An 18,706-nucleotide genomic window follows, 5' to 3' on the forward strand; every position below is an offset into this window, starting at 1 on the left:
CGGATGCGGAGCGCGCCCGGCCGGTAGGGTGCCGGAATGGAACCGGTCACACTCCGCACCGCCCGTCTCGAGCTGTTCGCGCCGACGATCGACGACGTCGACGCGATCCATGCGGCGTGCCAGGATGCGGAGATCCAGCGCTACACGACCGTGCCCTCGCCGTACCCGCGCTCACTGGCCGAGGCGTTCGTCGACCGGGTCGCGGCGGAGTGGGCGGTCGGTGTGCATTTCACCTGGGGCGTCCACCGCGACGGTGCCCTGGTCGGCACGATCGGCATCTACCGCGTCGACGGGACGGGTGCCGGCGAGCTCGGCTACTGGACGGCCCCGGCGGCGCGAGGCGACGGCGTCGTGCGGGAGGCGGCGCGTGCGGTGATCGACTGGGGGTTCTCTCCCGACGGACTCCGCCTCGCCCGGATCGAATGGCGGGCCGTCGTCGGCAACATCGGTTCGGCCCGCGCCGCGCGGGCTCTCGGGTTCCGGTACGAGGGGATGTCGCGTTCGGTCCTGCGCAACGGAACGGGCGTCCGGAGCGACGGCTGGATCGCCGGCCTCCTCGCGGACGATGACCGCACGCCGCAGTCGTGGCCGGTCCTCGACTGAGTCGGGCCGGTGTCGGCGGCACGTGACAGGATGACTCCATGCCGGAGATGCCGGAGGTCGAAGGTCTCGTCGCGTTCCTGAACGGCCGCCTCCCCGGGCGGCAGATCACGAAGGCGCAGATCGTCGCGATCTCGGCTCTGAAGACCTACGACCCCCCGATCGAGAGCCTCATCGGTGCGACGGTGCGGGCGGTGCAGCGTCACGGCAAGTTCCTCGACGTCGACGTGTTCGGGGTGGACGCTGACGCGCATCTCGTGTTCCACCTGGCGAAGGCGGGGTGGTTGCGCTGGTACGACACGATGCCGGCGACCGTCGTGAAGCCCGGTCGAACACCGATCGCGCTGCGCGTGGGGTTCGACGACGGCTCCGGTTTCGATCTCACCGAGGCCGGCACCAAGAAGTCGCTCGCGGTGTACGTGGCGCGCTCCCCCGCGGATGTGCCGGGAATCGCGCGGCTGGGACCCGATCCGCTGGCGCCCGGTTTCACGCGCGACACGCTCGCGGGCCTGCTTGCCGGGCGGCGCACGCAGATCAAGGGCGTCCTCCGCGATCAGTCGATCGTCGCGGGCATCGGCAACGCCTACTCCGACGAGATCCTGCACGTCGCGCGGCTGTCTCCGTACGCGCTGGCCGCGACGCTCTCGAACGGCGACATCGACACGCTGTACGCGGCGACCGTCGAGACGCTGACGGATGCGGTGGCGACCGCATCCGGAAAACCTCCGGCCGACCTCAAGGACGCCAAGCGCCGCGGGATGCGCGTGCACGGGCGGCGCGGTGAGGCGTGCCCGGTGTGCGGCGACGTGGTGCGTTCGGTCTTCTTCGCCGACAATTCGCTCGAGTACTGCGCGACCTGCCAGACCGGGGGCAAGATCCTGGCGGATCGCCGCCTCTCGCGGCTCCTCAAGTAACGCCCCCGGCCCGAGCCCTGCTGCGTCCCGGCACCGCGTAGCGTGAGGTCCCCGGCGGCGCTGGCATCGGGACTGGCAGGAGGCCGCCGCAGGCGGCCGGGGGGATGCGCCGCCGGGAACCTCCCGCGTGGCGAAGCACGACTGCGAGCGTCAGCCCCTCAGCCGGTCGTGCCCCTCAGCCGGTCGTGCCCATGAGGATGCGGGCGTCGTCGTCGACCCAGTCGAACGAGCGGCGGACGGCCTTTCGCCACATCCGGATGCGGCGGTCGCGTTCCTCGCCGTCCATCTGCGGCTCCCACCGTTCGCCCTCGCGCCAGTGGCTGCGGAGTTCGTCCAGGTCGGTCCAGACTCCGGTGGCGAGGCCTGCGGCATAGGCCGCGCCGAGCGCGGTGGTCTCGATGACCTCGGGGCGCACGACGGGGACGCCCAGGATGTCGGCCTGGAACTGCATGAGCAGGCCGTTCTTGGTCATTCCGCCGTCGACGCGGAGTTCTTCGAGGGCGTGGCCGGTGTCGGCCTCGACCGCGCCGATCACGTCGAGCGTCTGGAATGCGGTGGCCTCGAGAGCGGCGCGAGCGATGTGCGCACGGTTGACGTAGCGGGTGAGCCCGACGAGTGCGCCGCGCGCATCCGGGCGCCAGTACGGCGCGAACAGTCCGGAGAATGCGGGCACGAAGTAGGCGCCGCCGTTGTCGGGGACGGATGCGGCGAGCCGCTCGATCTCGTTGGATTCGCTGAACATGCCGAGGTTGTCGCGGAGCCACTGCACGAGCGACCCGGTGACGGCGATGGATCCTTCCATGGCGTACTGCGCCGGCTCGTCGCCGATCCGGTACGCGACGGTGGTGATCAGGCCGTGCGGCGAGCGGACGATGCGTTCGCCCGTGCCGACGAGGAGGAAGTTGCCGGTGCCGTAGGTGTTCTTCGATTCGCCCGGAAGGAAGGCGGCCTGACCGAACGTCGCGGCCTGCTGGTCGCCCAGGATGCCGGCAATCGGGGTTCCGCGAAGCGCCGCCACCGCGGAGATCTCCCCGACGACGGCCGAGGACGACACGATCTCCGGAAGCATCGTCCGCGGGATGCCGAACACATCGAGCATGCGCTCGGACCACTCGAGCGCTTCGAGGTCCATGAGGAGCGTGCGGCTGGCGTTGGTGACGTCGGTCAGGTGCCGGTCGCCGTTCGTGAGCTTCCAGACGAGCCAGCTGTCGGCGGTGCCGAACAGGAGGTGTCCGGCGTCCGCATCCGCGCGCGCACCGGGCACCTGGTCGAGGATCCAAGCGACCTTGGATGCAGAGAAGTAGGTGGCGAGCGGCAGGCCGGTGATGTCGGCGAAGCGGTCGTAGTCCGCGTGCGCGTCGACGAGGCGGTCGATCGCCGGCTGCGTGCGCGTGTCCTGCCAGACGATCGCGTTGTGGACGGGTTCACCGGTGCGGCGGTCCCACACGATGGCGGTTTCGCGCTGGTTCGTGATTCCGAGGGCCGCGATCTCGTCCGATCCCAGGCCCGACTCGGCGAGCGCGGTCTCGAGCACCCAGACCGCGTTGGTCCAGATCTCGTTCGCATCGTGCTCGACCCAGCCGGCGCGCGGCATGATCTGCGCGTGCTCGCGCTGCGCGCTCGCCACGATGCGACCGGCCGCGTCGAAGACGATCGCTCGGGTGGAAGTGGTGCCCTGGTCGAGGGCGATCACATGGTCGGCCACGTCGCCGTTTCCTCTCCGGGCGCGCCGGTGCGCGACCCGTGCTCGATTATGCCGTGCGGGGTGCGGTCGCTCAGGACTCGGCGTGCGCCGTGCCCGCGTCCGCGGATGCGGGCTCCGCATCCGTTTCGTCGGAGCGTGCCGACACCGGATGCGGCTCCGCCCGGCGTACCGCGGCGATCCCGGCCTGCACCTCGTGCGCCACGCGCGGGGCGTCCCAGCCCAGCGCCGGTGCCACCGCATCCGCGATCTGCGCGGCGGCGGAGACGGCCTCGCCCGTGAACGCGAGGCTCGTGCGACGAAGAAGCAGGTCGGCGAGGTGCACGACGTTCTCGGCGCGGGCGAGGTGGCGCAGTTCGGCGGTCGAGTAGGTCGGTGCGGCCGAGAGGGGTGCGTCGTCCGCATCCGCCACGATCGCGGTGATCACCTCGGTCGCGCGCGTTCCGTACCGGTCCAGCAGCACGGCGACACGCTCGGCCGGAAGACCCTGGGCGTTGTCGTTCACCCAACGTGCGCGCCGGCGATCGGTCGTCGGGTAGCCGATGCCACCGCCGATCTGCACACCGGCGGTGCTCTGCCGGCGGTCGGCGCCGAGGGCCTCGAGCACTCGGTCAGAGAGGTTCTCGGCGAGCGCGCGGAACGTCGTCCACTTGCCTCCGACGAGGCTGAGTACGGGCACGCGGCCATCCGAACCCGTGAGCGGGGAGGACTCGACCCGGTAGTCGCGCGACACGAACCCGGGGGCGAGATCGCCGTGACCCGGGAGCGGACGCACACCCGAGAACCGGTAGACGATCTGCTCGCGGTCCACCTCGATGCGAGGGAAGACGTGGCCGATCAGCTCGAAGAAGTAGTCGACTTCGGCGTCGGTGCAGATGATCTCGTCACGCATGTCGTGCTCGAGGTCGGTCGTGCCCACCAGCACCCGGCCTTTCAGCGGGTAGATGAGCACGATGCGGCCGTCGCTGTGCTCGAAGAAGATCTCCCGCCCGCCGGTCGCTGCGAGCAGCGCCGGGTTGTCGAGCACGATGTGCGACCCCTTCGTGCCGCCCATGTAGTGGGTCGGCGCGCCGAGATCCGCGTTCGTGAGGTCGGTCCACGGGCCCGACGCGTTCACGACGACGGATGCGGTGAACTCGACCTGCGCGCCGGTCTCCGCATCCTGCAGCAGCACCGCCCCGTCCCGCGCTTCGACCGCGGCGACGTAGTTCGCCGCGCGAGCGCGGTCACGGCCGGCGGTGACGCCGTCCTGCAGCACGTCGAGCGCGAGCCGTTCGGGATCGTGCAGCGAGGCGTCCCAGTACGAGGCGGTGTAGCGCGTGGACGGGTTCAGCTCGGGAAGGATGCGGCGGGACTGCGTGCGCCCGTGGAACGCGTGCCGCGCGACCTGTCCGCCGCCGCGAGAGAAGGAGTCGTAGATGACGAGCCCGATCTTGATGAGCACCGCACCGCGCTCCTTCGGGCGTCCGGCGCCGTGGCGCAGGAATCGGAACGGGGCGGAGAGGATGCCCGAGAACGTCGATGAGATCGGGATCGTCGTCTGCAGGGGACGCACGTAGTGCGGCGCGATCTGCAGCAGACCGTTGCGCTCGACGACCGCTTCGTGCACGAGACGGAACTCGCCGTTCTCGAGGTACCGGATGCCGCCGTGGATCATGTGGGAGCTGGCCGCAGACGCACCGCTGACGAAATCGTCGCGTTCGACGAGGGCGACGTCGATCCCCTGCATCGCCAGGTCGCGGAAGGTCGCGAGACCGTTGATACCGCCGCCGACGATCAGCACCTCGGCGTGGGGACGATCGACCAACTGCTGCCAGGACCGTCGAGGGGCCGCATCCGTCGTCATGATTCCTCCGCATCGCGGCGTCGGGCGCGCCACTGCACCCATCGTGCCAGCCGCACACATCGTTGCAGTCGCGATGCACGAACGTGCAGACTGGATCGATGTCCGATGAACTCCGCCGCCATGACGAGCGCGCTCTCGCGGCCGCGACCGCGCATTACCTGCACGGCGAGACGATGGAATCGATCGGCGCGCGCCTGGGGATGTCGAGGTCGACGGTGTCACGCCTGCTCAAGCACGCCCGCGAGACGGGGCTCGTCGAGATCCGCGTGCGCTCACCGCGCGATGCCCCCGAAGGCCTCGCCGACACGCTGCGCCTCCGGTACGGCGTCACCACGCACACGGCCCTCGTGCGGGAGGACGCGAGCGAGGTGGAGCGGCTCGACATCGTCGCCGCCACCGCGGCCGACGTGCTGGCCACGCACATCGGGTCGCACATGACCGTCGGGCTCGCCTGGGGGTCGACGATCGCTGCGGTGAGCCGTCGACTCGTCCCGAAGCCGACGACCGGCACGCGCTTCGTGCAGCTCAACGGTTCGGGCGACACGCGCACGACGGGGCTCGGCTACGCGAGCGAGCTGCTCCGCCGGTTCGGGCGCGCTTTCACTGCGCAGGTGCAGCAGTTCCCGGTTCCCGCGTTCTTCGACGATCCCGCGACCAAGACCGCGCTCTGGCGCGAGCGCAGCATGCACCGGATCCTCGACGCACAGGCATCCATGGATGCCGTCGTCTTCTCGGTCGGCGCGAGCGGATCGTCGGTGCCGAGCCACGTATACGCAGGCGGCTATCTCGAACCCGCCGACCTCGCCGAGCTCGACCGGGAACGCGTCGTCGGCGACGTCGCGACCGTGTTCTATCGAGCCGATGGCTCGAGCGCCGACATCGCGCTGAACGCTCGCGCCTCCGGCCCGGCCCTCGCCGATCTCGCACGAGTGCCCCGGCGCATCTGCATCGTCTCGGGCGACGGCAAGCTCGACAGCGTGCGGGGCGCGCTCGCGGCGGGCCTGGTGACCGATCTCGTGATCGACGAACCCTCCGCGCGGGCTCTCGCCGGGTAGCGTCGCGGCGCCGGAGGCGCATGCACCCTGCGGTAACTCCTCCACATCGGGCCCCGGGCAGCGCCCCGGCCGCCCGACACCCACGATCTGGAGGAGTTATGCGCGCGGCACCCGGCTGCGGCCGTGCGCGTGCGCGGCTGCAGGAGCGACGGGTGCATCCCGCCCGAGGGGCGCGGGGCGGGCCGAATCTCGCCCGCTGCGCAGGGGACCCGCGATAACTCCTCCACTTCAGGCCCCGTGCAGCGCCTCGGCCGCCCGACACCCACGATCTGGAGGAGTTATGCGCGCGGCGCCGGTTGCGGCGGTGCGCGTGCGCGACTGCAGGAGCGACGGGTGCAGCCCCGCCCGAAGGGCGCGGGGCCGGCCGAATCTCGCCCGTCGCGCACGTGCACCCGCGATAACTCCTCCACATCGGGCCCCGGCAGCGCCCCGACCGCCCGACACCCACGATCTGGAGGAGTTGTGCGCGCGCGGCCCCGGCGCCCCCGCGGTCGGCACCGCGCACCTACGGCCGCTGCCGGCCCCCGGCAGCTGGCACCCCCGCCTACTACCCCGGAGCCTGTGCCCCTCCCCGAGCCCCCGCACGCGGGCACCGGGACGCGCGTTCTGTGACCGCGCGAGGCGGGGAATGATTCCGCGTCCGAGGGGTTGAGTACACTCGGAGCAAACGTGCTCCGGGGTCGGTGTGAATCCGAACCGGCGGTAACAGTCCGCGAGCGTTTCCCCCCTTCAGGGCGGGGAAAGGTTGATCCGGTGTAATTCCGGAACCGACGGTGATGCGACATTCATGTCGCTAGTCCGGATGGGAGGCAGCACGCGTGACCGCTGTAGGCGGCGCGCGCCGTTCGCCGACCGCGGAGCCTGCGAGCGGAGAAACGAATGACGGTCAGCGACACCGAACGCCGTGCCATGGCGCACGCGCTCGAGATCGCCCGGCGCGGCCCGACGGGTGTCAACCCGCAGGTGGGCGCCGTGATCCTGGGGCCGGATGGCGACGTCCTCGCCGAGGGGTGGCACCACGGCGCCGGCACCCCGCACGCGGAGGTCGACGCGCTCTCGCATCTCGCCCCGGGCGCGGCCCGCGGGGCCACCGCGGTCGTCACGCTGGAACCCTGCAACCACACGGGACGCACGGGCCCCTGCGCCGTCGCGCTCCTCGAGGCGGGCATCGCGCGCGTCGTGTACGCCCTGCCCGACCCCACGCCGGTCGCGAGCGGCGGCGCGGATCGCCTGCGCGCGGGCGGCGTCTCGGTCAAGTCCGGCGTGCTGGCCGATGACGCCCGCGACCTGCTGTCGTCCTGGACCACGATGCAGATGCTCGGCCGCCCGCACGTGACCGTCAAATGGGCGCAGAGCCTCGACGGACGCGCGGCCGCCGCGGACGGCACCAGCCAGTGGATCACCGGCCCCGACGCCCGGACCGACGTGCACCGTCGCCGTGCGGATGCGGATGCGATCGTGGTGGGTACCGGAACGGTGCTCGCCGATGACCCGGCGCTCACCGCCCGCCGGCCCGACGGCTCACTGTACGAGCACCAGCCGCTCCCCGTCGTGCTGGGCGACCGCGCCGTGCCGGACGACGCGGCGCTGCGGCAGCATCCGCGGGGCTTCCTGCACCGCTCCGGCGCGAACCTCTTCGGCGAGCACGCGGGCGATGAGGCCTCGGACTCGCTCCTGATCGAGCTGCGCGAACTCGGGGTGCAGCGTGTCTTCGTCGAGGGCGGCCCCACCATCGCGAGCGCCTTCATCCGGGCGGGACTCGCCGACGAGATCCTCGTCTACATCGCCCCCACTCTGATCGGTTACGGCCCCGACGGGACCGACCATCCGGCGGTGCGGATGCTGGGTGTCGACACGATCGACCAGCAGCATCGCCTGCAGATGACCGATCTCCACCGCCTCGGCGACGACCTTCTGATCATCGCGCGCCCCTCATCCACCCCGCTCGAAGGAGTTCGCTGATGTTCACCGGAATCATCGAAGAGATCGGTACGGTCACCGCCGTCGAGCCGTCGGGTGACGGCGTGCGTCTGACCGTGCAGGCTCCGCTGGCCGTGTCCGACGCGGGTCACGGCGACTCCATCGCTGTCTCCGGCGTGTGCTTGACCGTCATCGATCAGGGCCCGGACTGGTTCACGGCCGACGTGATGCGCCAGACGCTCGATATGACCTCCGTCGCGGGTGTCGCCGGCGGCACGCGCGTCAACATCGAACGGGCCACCGGGGTGCACGCCCGCCTCGGCGGACACATCGTGCAGGGCCACGTCGACGGAACGGGCCGCGTGCTGAAGATACGCCCCGGCGCGCAGTGGCAGGTCATCCGCGTCAGCGTGCCCGCCGAGCTCGCCCCTCTCGTCGTCGACAAGGGGTCGATCGCTCTCGACGGCGTATCGCTCACGGTGAGCGCGGTGAGCGATGCGGATGCCGCCGAGCAGTGGCTCGAAGTGTCCCTCATCCCCGAAACGCTCGCGGCGACGACCCTCGGCGCCCGCGCGGAGGGCGACGCCGTCAACCTCGAGACCGACATCCTCGCGCGCCACGTGCAGCGCCTTCTCGCTTTCTCCCCCGCTCCCCACATCCCCCTCGAAGGAGGCTCACGATGAGCCTTTCCCCCATCCCCGTCGCCCTCGACGCGCTCCGCGCCGGCAAGCCCGTCATCGTCGCCGACGACGAGAATCGCGAGAACGAGGGAGACGTCATCCTCTCCGCTCAGCTCGCGACTCCCGAGTGGATCGCCTGGACGGTGCGCCACTCGAGCGGGTTCATCTGCGCGCCGATGCCCGCCGAATGGGCGGACCGGCTCGACCTCCCCCCGATGGTCGAGGTCAACCAGGACGCCCGCGGCACCGCCTACACCGTCAGCGTCGATGCCTCCTCCGGTGTCACCACGGGCATCAGCGCCGCCGATCGGGCACGCACGCTGAACGTGCTGGCCGACACCGCATCCGTGCCGACGAGTCTCATCCGCCCCGGCCACGTGCTGCCGCTCCGCGCGGTGGAGGGCGGCGTCCGCGAACGCAGCGGCCACACCGAAGCCGCCGTCGATCTCATGCGCCTCGCCGGCCTCGAGCCCGTCGGTGCGATCGCCGAGATCGTCGCCGAGGACGGCAGCATGATGCGTCTTCCCGGCCTGATCGAGCTCGGCGCCCGCGACGACATCCCGGTCATCACGATCGAGCAACTGATCGCCTACCTGCAGGACACCGAACCGATCGACGCCGTGGTGGCGGCCTCGCACCGACGGCGCGTGAGCCTGCGCGCCGAGGCGACCGTGCCGACCTCGCACGGCGAGTTCCGCTTCCTCGCGTACAAGGACCGGATCACCGGCACCGACCACATCGCGGTCGTCTCCGGCGAGCTCGACGACGCTCCGCTGGTGCGGGTGCACTCGGAGTGCTTGACGGGTGAAGCGTTCGGCTCCCTCAAGTGCGAGTGCGGACCGCAGCTCGACGCCGCTCTGGATCGCATCGATCGCGACGGCGGCATCGTCGTCTACATGCGCGGTCACGAGGGCCGCGGGATCGGCCTCATCAACAAGCTGCGGGCGTACAGCCTGCAGGAGCGCGGCTTCGACACCGTCGACGCGAACCTCGCGCTGGGCCTGCCGGCCGATGCCCGCGACTACGCCGCGGCCGCGGGGATCCTCGCGGACCTCGGCGTCGAACGGGTGCGCCTGCTGACGAACAACACCGACAAGGTCAACCAGCTCGTCGCCCTGGGGCTCGACGTCGTCGAGCAAGTTCCGCTGCTGGTCGGCGTCGGACCGAACAACCACCAGTACCTCGCGACCAAGCGCGACCGGATGGGGCACATCATCCCGGATGCCGACCTCACCGATGCCCTGGAACAGATGAAAGAGAGCACAGGCCAATGAGCGGACACGGAGCACCCCGGACCGAGATCGTCGACGCGAGCGGACTGCGCGTCGTCGTCGTCGCGGGCACCTGGCACGACGTCATCACCGACGGCCTGATCGCGGGCGCGGAGCGGGTCCTGACCGCATCCGGAGCCGAATACCGCGTCGTGCGCGTACCCGGATCGTTCGAGTTGCCGGTCGCCGCCAAGGCGGCCCTGGAGGCGGGCGCGGATGCGGTCGTCGCGCTCGGCGTGATCATCCGCGGCGGGACCCCGCACTTCGAGTTCGTGTCGTCGGCCGCGACCGACGGACTGACCCGGGTGGCTCTCGACACGGGCAAACCGGTCGGCTTCGGCGTGCTCACGCTCGACACCGAGCAGCAGGGCATCGACCGGGCCGGGCTTCCCGGCTCGACGGAGGACAAGGGCGAGGAAGCCGCGGACGCCGCCGTCCGCACGGCGTTGCTGCTGCGCGAGCTGCGCGGCTGAGGCGGCGACCCCCGGCGGTCGACACCACGGCCGCGCCGCGCCGCGGGCGGTCCGGGGCGGCGCTGGCATCGGGTCTGGCGGGAGGCCGCCGCAGGCTGCCGGGGGCATGCGCCGCCCCGGACCTTCCGCGGAGCCGCCATACCCCGCCGCCGATGCCGACCAGGCGGGCGGCATCGCGGCAGCGCCGCCGATCTCGCCGACGAGAGGCGTAGAATCGAGGATCGTGCCTCGGCGACTCGTCGGCGCACACGGTGATCTGGCTTCCACCCGGCGCACACCCCGCGCCGCGGCTCGCCCACCTCGACGCATCGCAGAACGAACGTCTCTCCGCCGCATCTTCGACAGGGCTTCTTCGTGACCACCTCTGCACCCCCCACCTCGACCGCACCCGCCAACCCGCGCTCTCGCGTCATCACCGCGAGCCTCATCGGCACGACGATCGAGTTCTACGACTTCTACGCGTACGCCACCGCGGCCGTGCTCGTGTTCCCGATTCTGTTCTTCCCGACGGGCAACGACACCACCGCGCTGCTGCTCTCGTTCAGCGTCTTCGGCGCGGCGATGATCGCGCGCCCCATCGGCGCAGTCGTCTTCGGGCACTTCGGCGACCGGTTCGGCCGCAAGGCGACCCTCGTCGCGTCGCTGCTCACGATGGGTGTCGCGACCTTCCTCATCGGCTGCCTCCCCACTTTCAACGAGATCGGCGTCTGGGCCGCGGTGCTGCTGCTGGTCATGCGGCTCGCGCAGGGCTTCGCGCTCGGCGGCGAGTGGTCCGGTGCCGCACTCGTCGCGACCGAGAACGCGCCGAAGGGAAAGCGCGCCTGGTACGGCACGTTCCCCCAGCTCGGCGCCCCTATCGGCTTCATCATCGCCAACACGGTCTTCCTGATCATCAACTTCGCGCTCCCCCACCCCGACGGCACCGCGCAGCGATCCGCGGAGTTCCTGGCGTGGGGATGGCGCGTGCCGTTCCTCTTCTCGGCCGTCATGGTCATCGTCGGCCTGTGGGTGCGTCTGCGTCTGGTCGAGTCCGAGTCGTTCGTGAAGGCCGAGGAGAAGGGCGCCATCCGCAAGTTCCCGCTCGGCGTCGTGATCCGCCGGCACTGGAAGTCGCTCATCCTCGGCACGTTCATCATGCTGGCGACCTACGTGCTCTTCTACCTGATGACGAACTTCACGCTCTCGTACGGCACGAAGTCCGGCGACCTGAGCGCCGCATCCGCCACCGCCCAGGCAGCCGCGGAAGCCGCCGGCAAGCCGTTCGACCCGACGGCGTTCGCCGCGCAGTTCTACCCCGGTCTCGGCTTCGGCTACACCGACTTCGTGATCATGCAGATCATCGGTGTGATCTTCTTCGGTGTCTTCACGCTGCTGTCCGGACCGATCGCCGACGCGATCGGTCGCCGGCGCCTGCTGCTGTGGGTCACCGGACTGATCATCGTGTTCGGTCTCACCTTCTCGGTGTTCCTGCTGCCGCACTCCGACCCGAAGTTCACCGGTGCGCTCACGCAGGCGTTCCTCGTTCTCGGCTTCATGCTCATGGGCGCGACGTTCGGTCCGATGGGGGCGTTGCTGCCCGAACTCTTCCCGACGAACGTGCGGTACACGGGTTCGGCGATCTCCTACAACGTCTCGTCGATCCTCGGTGCGGCCGTCGCTCCGATCATCGCGCTGTGGCTGTGGGAACTCGGCGACGGCAACCCGTGGCTCGTCGGCATCTACCTCTCGACCATGGGCGTGCTCACCTTCATCGCCCTGCTGCTGTCGAAGGAGACGAAAGACATCGACTACGACGAGAACATCGGCGTGACCGCCGCACGCTAGACCGCGATGTGGATCGGCCGGCCGATGCCGGCCGATCCACTCTCGAACGGCGCGCAGACCGGCCGGCACCAACCTTCAGTGTTACGTAAGGTAGGGTGACGCGCATGGAAATACTGCGCCACGTCGTGCTCCTCGTCCACCTCGTCGGATTCGCCGTCCTGTTCGGCGCATGGGCCGTCGAGGCCGTGGGCCGCCGCATCCGACTCACGCGCCTGATGACCTACGGGATGCTGATCGCCGGTATCGCGGGTCTCGCCCTCGCCGCGCCGTGGGGCATCGACCACGACCTGAACTACGTCAAGATCGGCGTCAAGCTGGTCATCCTCCTCGCCATCGGCGCGGTGCTCGGCATCGGGACCGCGCGCCAGCGCCGCACCGGCGCGACACCGGCACCCCTCTTCTGGGCGGTCGGCATCCTCACTCTCGCGAACGCGGCGATCGCCGTTCTATGGCGATGACCGCGCGCCTCTGAGGGCCCGGAGCGAAGTACGGTCGAAGGTACGCAATCCCCACGCAGGAACGAGGCACCCCCATGTCCGGCACGGCTTCCGAACCCCGCCGCCGCGGCCGCCGCGCGGATCCGAAAGACGGACCCCGGGCGAGCCTGAAACAACTGCTTCCGTACGTGTTCGAGCACCGCGGCGTGGTCGTGTTCATCGTCGTGCTCAGCATCGTCGGGGCGGCCCTCACCCTCGGCCAGCCCCTCCTCGTGGGACAGGTCATCCAGCGCGTGCAGGCCGAGCAGGGCCTCGGCATGCTCGTGTGGGCGATCGTCGGCCTGGTCGTCGGAAGCTCGATCATCTCCGGCTACCAGCACTACCTGCTCCAGCGCACCGGCACCGCGGTCGTCTACTCGAGCCGTCGACAGCTGATCGCCCGCATCCTGCACCTGCCCATCAGCGAGTTCGACTCCCGCCGCACCGGCGACCTGGTGTCGCGCGTCGGCACCGACACGACTCTCCTCTACGCCGTTCTCACCCAGGGTCTCGCCGACTCGGTCGGCAACGCGCTGCTGTTCGTCGGCGCGATCATCGCGATGGGCTTCATCGACCCGCTGCTCCTCGCGGCGATCGTGGTGGTCATCGGGGTGTCCGTTGTGGGTGTCGTCTCGCTCAGCAGCCGCATCCGTCAGGCAACCCAGCAGCAACAGCAGAAGGTCGGTGAGCTGGCCTCCGGCATCGAACGCGCGATCGGCTCGATCCGGACCGTCCGCGCCGCCGGTGCGACCGAGCGCGAGACGTCCGCGGTGACCACCGTGGCAACCGAGGTCTACGGCGTCGGCGTGCGGATCGCCAAGGTGTCCGCGCTCGTCGTGCCGATCGCGGGGATCGCCCTCCAAGTGTCACTCCTGGTCGTGCTCGGCCTCGGCGGCTACCGCGTCGCCGCCGGCGACATCACGGTCGGCGACCTCGTCACCTTCGTGATGTTCCTCTTCCTCCTGGTCGCCCCGCTCGGCTCGTTCTTCGGCGCGATCAGCTCGGTCAACCAGGCGCTCGGCGCGCTCGGCCGCATCCAGGAAGTGCTGGAACTGCCGACCGAGACGGCGGATGATGCGGCGACGGCGGCTGCCGCGACCGCATCCGGTGTCCGCGGCGACGCCGATGCCGCGATCGAGTTCCGCGACGTGCACTTCCGCTACCCCGAGCACGTCGTGCAGGCCCGCCGGAAGGCCGAGGACGAGGCGCGCGCGGTGCTCGAACAGGCGCGCGTGGACACGAGCGCCGTGGCCGTCGTCGACCAGGGCGTCGCCGCGGCCGGCGTGGCGGAAACCGTGACCGGCACCGACGACGGCGGTGTCCTCCACGGGGTGTCGTTCACCGTGCCGCGCGGCTCGCGTGTCGCGCTCGTCGGGCCGTCCGGTGCCGGCAAGAGCACGACACTCGCGCTGATCGAGCGGTTCTACGACCCGACGTCGGGCGCCATCCTGCTCGGCGGAGAAGACATCCGCACGCTCGAGCGCGATGCGCTCCGCGCCCAGCTCGGGTACGTGGAACAGGATGCGCCGACGCTCGCCGGCACGATCGCCGAGAACCTGCGGCTCGCGTCACCCGACGCGAGCGACGAGGAATGCGCGCGAGTCCTTCGCGCCGTCAACCTCGGCGACGTGCTCGAGCGGAACCCGCTCGGGATCGACGCACCGGTGGGCGAGGCCGGCGTCATGCTCTCGGGCGGCGAGCGTCAGCGGCTCGCGATCGCGCGGGCACTGCTCGCGGCGCCCCCGATCCTGCTGCTCGACGAGTCGACGTCATCGCTCGACGGACTGAACGAGCAGCGCATGCGCGAGGCCATCGACGCGGTGGCGACCGGACGCACCCTCATCGTCATCGCGCACCGCCTGTCGACCGTCGTCGACAGCGACCTGATCGTCGTTCTCGAGGACGGGGTCGTGGTCGGTCAGGGAACGCACTCCGAACTCGTCGCCACCGTGCCGCTCTACCGCGACCTCGCGAAGCACCAGCTGCTCGTCTGACGCTGCGGCTTTCGCCATCCCCCGCACTCACGTCCCCCACCGCGCTCACGTCGCCCGCGCTCACGTCCGCCGCGCGCACGTGGCGCAATCCGCGGGTCGCGGCGGCAGATCGCGACACGTGAGCGGGGAACCAGCGCGACTGACACCGCGACCGACACATGCATGTCCCAGGACCGGCGCGGCGGGCCCCGGCCCGACCTATCGCGACTCGTGAGGCGCGTGCGTCGCTCACGTGGCGCAATCCGCGGGTCGTGGCGACAGATTGCGACTCGTGAGCGGGGTACTCGGCGCTCCCGTGTCGCAATCGGCGAGTCGCGGCGGCGGAATGCGCCACGTGAGCCCGGAACCGGCGCGGGCGCGCACCGGCGCGGGCGCGCACCAGCGCGGGCGCGCGAGGCCGGGCGCACGGCGCTCAGCCGACTGGCACGCTCGGCGCCCGGGAGCACCGGCGCTCAGCCGACCGGCACGCCCGGGCGCCCGGGCGCCCGGGCGCTCAGGCGACGTCGGCGCGCTCCAGGCGGTAGCGCAGCGACGCGAGTTCGGCGCGGAGCGCAGAGGGGACACGGTCGCCGAAGGTGTCGTAGAACTCCTCCGTGAGCGTCGCCTCGGTCAGCCACGACTGCGGGTTGACGGCGAAGAGCTCGGCGAGGTCCGCATCCGGCACCTCGATGCCGTCGAGGTTCAGATCGCTCGTACGCGGCAGACGCCCGATGGGGCTGTCGATCGCGGGCACCCGGCCCTCGACGCGGCGGATGATCCAGTCCACGACGCGGGCATTGTCACCGAATCCGGGCCACAGGAACCGCCCGTCGGCGCCCTTGCGGAACCAGTTCACCTGGAAGATCCGCGGCGCCCGGTCAAATCGGAGCTTCTGGCCGATCGACACCCAGTGCCCGAAGTAGTCGGCCATGTTGTAGCCGCAGAACGGCAGCATCGCGAACGGGTCGCGGCGCAGCTCGCCGACGGTGCCTTCGGCGGCCGCGGTGCGTTCCGACGAGATCGTCGACCCGAGGAAGACGCCGTGCGTCCAGTCCGTCGCCTCGAGGACGAGGGGCACATTGGTCGCGCGTCGCCCGCCGAACAGGATCGCGTCCAGCGGCACGCCCTCGGGCGCCTCCCAGTCCTCGGCGATCTGCGGGCACTGCCCGGCCGAAACGGTGAAGCGCGAGTTCGGGTGGGCGGCGGGGCGACCGGATGCGGGAGTCCACGCGTTCCCCTCCCAGTCGGTGAGCTCCGCCGGGGCCTCGTCGGTGAGCCCTTCCCACCAGACGTCGCCGTCGGGGCGGAGCGCGACGTTCGTGAAGATCGTGTTGCCCCAGAGCGTCTCGACGGCGGTCACGTTCGTCGACTCGCCCGTTCCGGGGGCGACACCGAAGAACCCGGCCTCGGGGTTGATGGCCCAGAGCCGACCGTCGTCGCCGGGGCGGAGCCAGGCGATGTCATCACCGAGCGTCTCGACGCGCCACCCCGGGATCGTCGGGCGCAGCATCGCGAGGTTCGTTTTGCCGCACGCCGAGGGGAACGCCGCCGCGACGTGGTACGCCTTGCCCTCGGGGCTGATGACCCGGATGAGGAGCATGTGCTCGGCCAGCCATCCTTCGTCGCGCCCGATGACCGAGGCGATGCGCAGGGCGAAGCACTTCTTCGCGAGGATCGCATTGCCGCCGTACCCAGAGCCGTACGACCAGACCTCGAGGGTGTCGGGGAAGTGCACGATGTACTTGTCGTCGTTGCAGGGCCACGCTGCATCCGCCTCGCCGGGTGCCAGCGGGGCGCCGACCGAGTGCACGGTCTTCACCCACGGGGCTCCCGCGGCGATCTCGGCGATCACGTCGTCACCGACCCGCGTCATGATCCCGATCGATGTGACGGCGTACGCCGAGTCGGTGACTTGCACACCGATGTGCGAGAGGGGGCCGCCGACCGCGCCCATCGAGAACGGCACGACGTACATCGTGCGGCCGCGCATCGACCCCGCGAAGACGCGGGTCATCGTGTCGCGCATCTCGGCCGGGGCCGCCCAGTTGTTGGTGGGGCCGGCGTCTTCTTCCCGCTCGGAAGCGATGAAGGTCCGCCCCTCGGTGCGTGCCACGTCGCTCGGGTGCGAACGGGCCAGGTACGAACCGGGGCGCCATTCCGGGTTCAGCTTGATCAGCTTGCCCTCGTCGACCATCTCGCGAAGCAGCGTGTCGTTCTCACCGCGCGTGCCGTCGACCCAGTGGATGCGGTCGGGCTGGGTGAGGGCGGCGATCTCGTCGACCCACGCGGTGAGGGCTGCCATGCCCGCGCCCTCGGCGGCCGGACGGCGGCCGTACGCACGGGGGGCGGCGGTGCCGTGGGGTGCGGTGCGGATGAAGGTCTCGGCAAGTGCCACGATGACTCCCTGAAGGTGGGCGGATCGCGTTCAGAACGCGGGTTCTCACCCAGATTGCCGCCTTCACGGCGACTCTTACCCGCCGTCCAGGTCGAAAGAGTCAGCATTCTTTCGCTATATTCAAAGAGTGACTTCGTCCACGATCGAGCTCGCCACGCTCGGCCACCGCATCCGTCACTACCGCACCTCGGCCGGACTCACGCTCGACGAGCTGGGCGCTGCGGTGGGCGTCGCCGGCAGCCACCTGAGCCTCATCGAGAACGGCAAGCGCGAACCCAAGCTCTCGCTGCTGCAGCAGATCGCGGGGGCGACCGGGGCGCAGCTGGCCGATCTCCTCTCCAGCGACCCGCCCAACCGCCGCGCCGCCCTCGAGATCGAACTCGACCGCGCCCAGTCGACGCACGAGTTCCGCCGACTGGGTCTCCCCGGCATCCGGGTGACGAAGAGCCTCAGCGACGAGACGATCGAGACCGTGCTGGGGCTGCACCGCGAGCTGCAGCGCCGGGAGCGCGAGGCGATCGCGACCCCCGAAGAGGCGCGACGGGCCAACACCGAACTGCGCCTCCGGATGCGGGAACGCAACAACTACTTGCCCGAGATCGAGAAGCTCGCCGAGAAGCAGCTGAAAGCCGCGGGTCACGGCGGCGGTGCGCTGACGCATCGCACCGTGAGCGTCATGGCCGAGCAACTCGGCTTCGAGCTCATCTACGCGAGCGACCTGCCGCATTCGACCAGGTCGATCACCGACATCGAGAACGGGCGCATCTACCTTCCGCCCGCGTCGATCCCCGGCGGCCACGGACTGCGCTCCATGGCGCTGCAGGCGATGGCGCACCGCCTGCTCGGGCACCGCCCGCCCAGCGATTACGCCGCCTTCCTGCAGCAGCGCCTCGAGATCAACTACTACGCCGCCTGCTGCCTCATGCCCCTGACCGCGTCGGTCGCCTTCCTGCAGCAGGCGAAGAAGGACCGGAATCTCGCGGTCGAGGACTTCCGCGACGCGTTCGGCGTCACACACGAAGCAGCCGGGATGCGGATGACGAACCTCCTCACCGAGCACATCGGCATCCCCTTGCACTTCCTCCGCGTCGACGGCGACGGCTCGATCTCCCGCGTCTTCGAGAACGACGACCTGCCCCTTCCGATGGACGTCACGGGGGCGGTCGAAGGACAGATCGTGTGCCGGAAGTTCTCGGCGCGGTCGGCGTTCGCCGAGCAGAACCGCACGACGGAGCACTACCAGTACACCGACACTCCGTCCGGCACCTTCTGGTGCTCGACCCAGACCGGCAGCACCGCGGCGGGCGAGTTCTCGATCACCGTCGGCGTCCCGTTCGATGACGCGAAGTGGTTCCGCGGGCGCGAAACAGCGCAGCGCGCGGTCTCGACCTGTCCCGACGAGGCGTGCTGCCGCCGGCCCGACAGCGCCGCGGCCGATCGCTGGACCGGCAAGGCGTGGCCGAGCGCACGCGTGCACATGCAGATGTTCACGCCGTTGCCCCGGGGCGCGTTCCCCGGGGTCGACGACAACGAGGTCTACGCGTTCCTCGACCGCCACGCCTGAGTCGTGGGCGGCC

At 70.6% G+C, this 18,706-nt stretch carries 14 protein-coding genes and 1 riboswitch; of the genes, 11 read left to right on the plus strand and 3 right to left on the minus strand.

Translation table 11 applies throughout. The features are described from left to right. The first annotated feature begins 36 nt into the window (after window positions 1-36). Window positions 37-603, plus strand: coding sequence for a GNAT family N-acetyltransferase (locus LMI96_RS06225; protein ID WP_223721863.1), 567 nt, complete (start codon window positions 37-39; stop codon window positions 601-603). A 38-nt stretch (window positions 604-641) separates the two neighbouring features. Continuing rightward, entirely contained in the window at window positions 642-1,514 is an 873-nt protein-coding gene (locus LMI96_RS06230; protein ID WP_223721862.1) for an Fpg/Nei family DNA glycosylase, read from the plus strand. A gap of 175 nt (window positions 1,515-1,689) precedes the next feature. Here LMI96_RS06230 and glpK read toward each other — a convergent pair whose 3' ends face one another. Further along, window positions 1,690-3,219, minus strand: a complete 1,530-nt coding sequence (gene glpK / locus LMI96_RS06235; protein WP_228360852.1) for a glycerol kinase GlpK — start codon at window positions 3,217-3,219, stop codon at window positions 1,690-1,692. A 70-nt stretch (window positions 3,220-3,289) separates the two neighbouring features. After that, window positions 3,290-5,062, minus strand: coding sequence for a glycerol-3-phosphate dehydrogenase/oxidase (locus LMI96_RS06240; RefSeq protein ID WP_228360853.1), 1,773 nt, complete (start codon window positions 5,060-5,062; stop codon window positions 3,290-3,292). 98 nt (window positions 5,063-5,160) lie between these two features. Between LMI96_RS06240 and LMI96_RS06245 the strand changes: the two genes are divergently transcribed. From LMI96_RS06245 to LMI96_RS06280, 8 genes are all read left to right on the plus strand, one after another. After that, window positions 5,161-6,117: a sugar-binding transcriptional regulator gene (locus LMI96_RS06245; protein ID WP_228360854.1), complete on the plus strand. Its 957-nt coding sequence runs from the start codon at window positions 5,161-5,163 to the stop codon at window positions 6,115-6,117. A 665-nt stretch (window positions 6,118-6,782) separates the two neighbouring features. Beyond that, window positions 6,783-6,937, plus strand: a riboswitch (FMN riboswitch). Window positions 6,938-6,996: 59 nt separating this feature from the next. Beyond that, window positions 6,997-8,079, plus strand: coding sequence for a bifunctional diaminohydroxyphosphoribosylaminopyrimidine deaminase/5-amino-6-(5-phosphoribosylamino)uracil reductase RibD (gene ribD / locus LMI96_RS06250; RefSeq protein ID WP_228360855.1), 1,083 nt, complete (start codon window positions 6,997-6,999; stop codon window positions 8,077-8,079). Then, entirely contained in the window at window positions 8,079-8,720 is a 642-nt protein-coding gene (locus LMI96_RS06255; protein WP_228360856.1) for a riboflavin synthase, read from the plus strand. Before ribD ends, LMI96_RS06255 begins: the two co-directional genes overlap by 1 nt. Continuing rightward, window positions 8,717-9,991 (plus strand): GTP cyclohydrolase II, encoded by a 1,275-nt coding sequence (gene ribA / locus LMI96_RS06260; RefSeq protein ID WP_228360857.1) that lies wholly within the window; start codon window positions 8,717-8,719, stop codon window positions 9,989-9,991. Before LMI96_RS06255 ends, ribA begins: the two co-directional genes overlap by 4 nt. Continuing rightward, window positions 9,988-10,461 (plus strand): 6,7-dimethyl-8-ribityllumazine synthase, encoded by a 474-nt coding sequence (gene ribH, locus LMI96_RS06265; protein ID WP_223721855.1) that lies wholly within the window; start codon window positions 9,988-9,990, stop codon window positions 10,459-10,461. Before ribA ends, ribH begins: the two co-directional genes overlap by 4 nt. Before the next feature lie 354 nt (window positions 10,462-10,815). Next, on the plus strand, window positions 10,816-12,285 hold the full coding sequence (locus tag LMI96_RS06270) for an MFS transporter (RefSeq protein ID WP_228360858.1): 1,470 nt from the start codon (window positions 10,816-10,818) through the stop codon (window positions 12,283-12,285). A 104-nt stretch (window positions 12,286-12,389) separates the two neighbouring features. After that, a complete protein-coding gene (locus tag LMI96_RS06275) occupies window positions 12,390-12,743 on the plus strand; it encodes a Fe-S protein (RefSeq protein WP_228360859.1) in 354 nt (117 codons plus the stop codon). A gap of 74 nt (window positions 12,744-12,817) precedes the next feature. Further along, window positions 12,818-14,755 carry an ABC transporter ATP-binding protein gene (locus LMI96_RS06280; protein WP_228360860.1) on the plus strand — a complete coding sequence of 646 codons (1,938 nt, stop codon included), beginning with the start codon at window positions 12,818-12,820 and terminating at the stop codon, window positions 14,753-14,755. A gap of 493 nt (window positions 14,756-15,248) precedes the next feature. Here the strand turns inward: LMI96_RS06280 and LMI96_RS06285 are convergent, their stop codons facing one another. Then, complete coding sequence (locus LMI96_RS06285; RefSeq protein WP_374197913.1) at window positions 15,249-17,129, minus strand: phosphoenolpyruvate carboxykinase (GTP); 1,881 nt, start codon at window positions 17,127-17,129, stop codon at window positions 15,249-15,251. 127 nt (window positions 17,130-17,256) lie between these two features. Here LMI96_RS06285 and LMI96_RS06290 point away from each other — a divergent pair, with 127 nt between their 5' ends. Beyond that, window positions 17,257-18,693, plus strand: coding sequence for an XRE family transcriptional regulator (locus LMI96_RS06290; RefSeq protein WP_228360861.1), 1,437 nt, complete (start codon window positions 17,257-17,259; stop codon window positions 18,691-18,693). Window positions 18,694-18,706: the final 13 nt, after the last annotated feature.

Origin of the sequence: Microbacterium sp. cx-59, from assembly GCF_020805625.1 — a bacterium.
GTDB lineage: Bacteria > Actinomycetota > Actinomycetes > Actinomycetales > Microbacteriaceae > Microbacterium.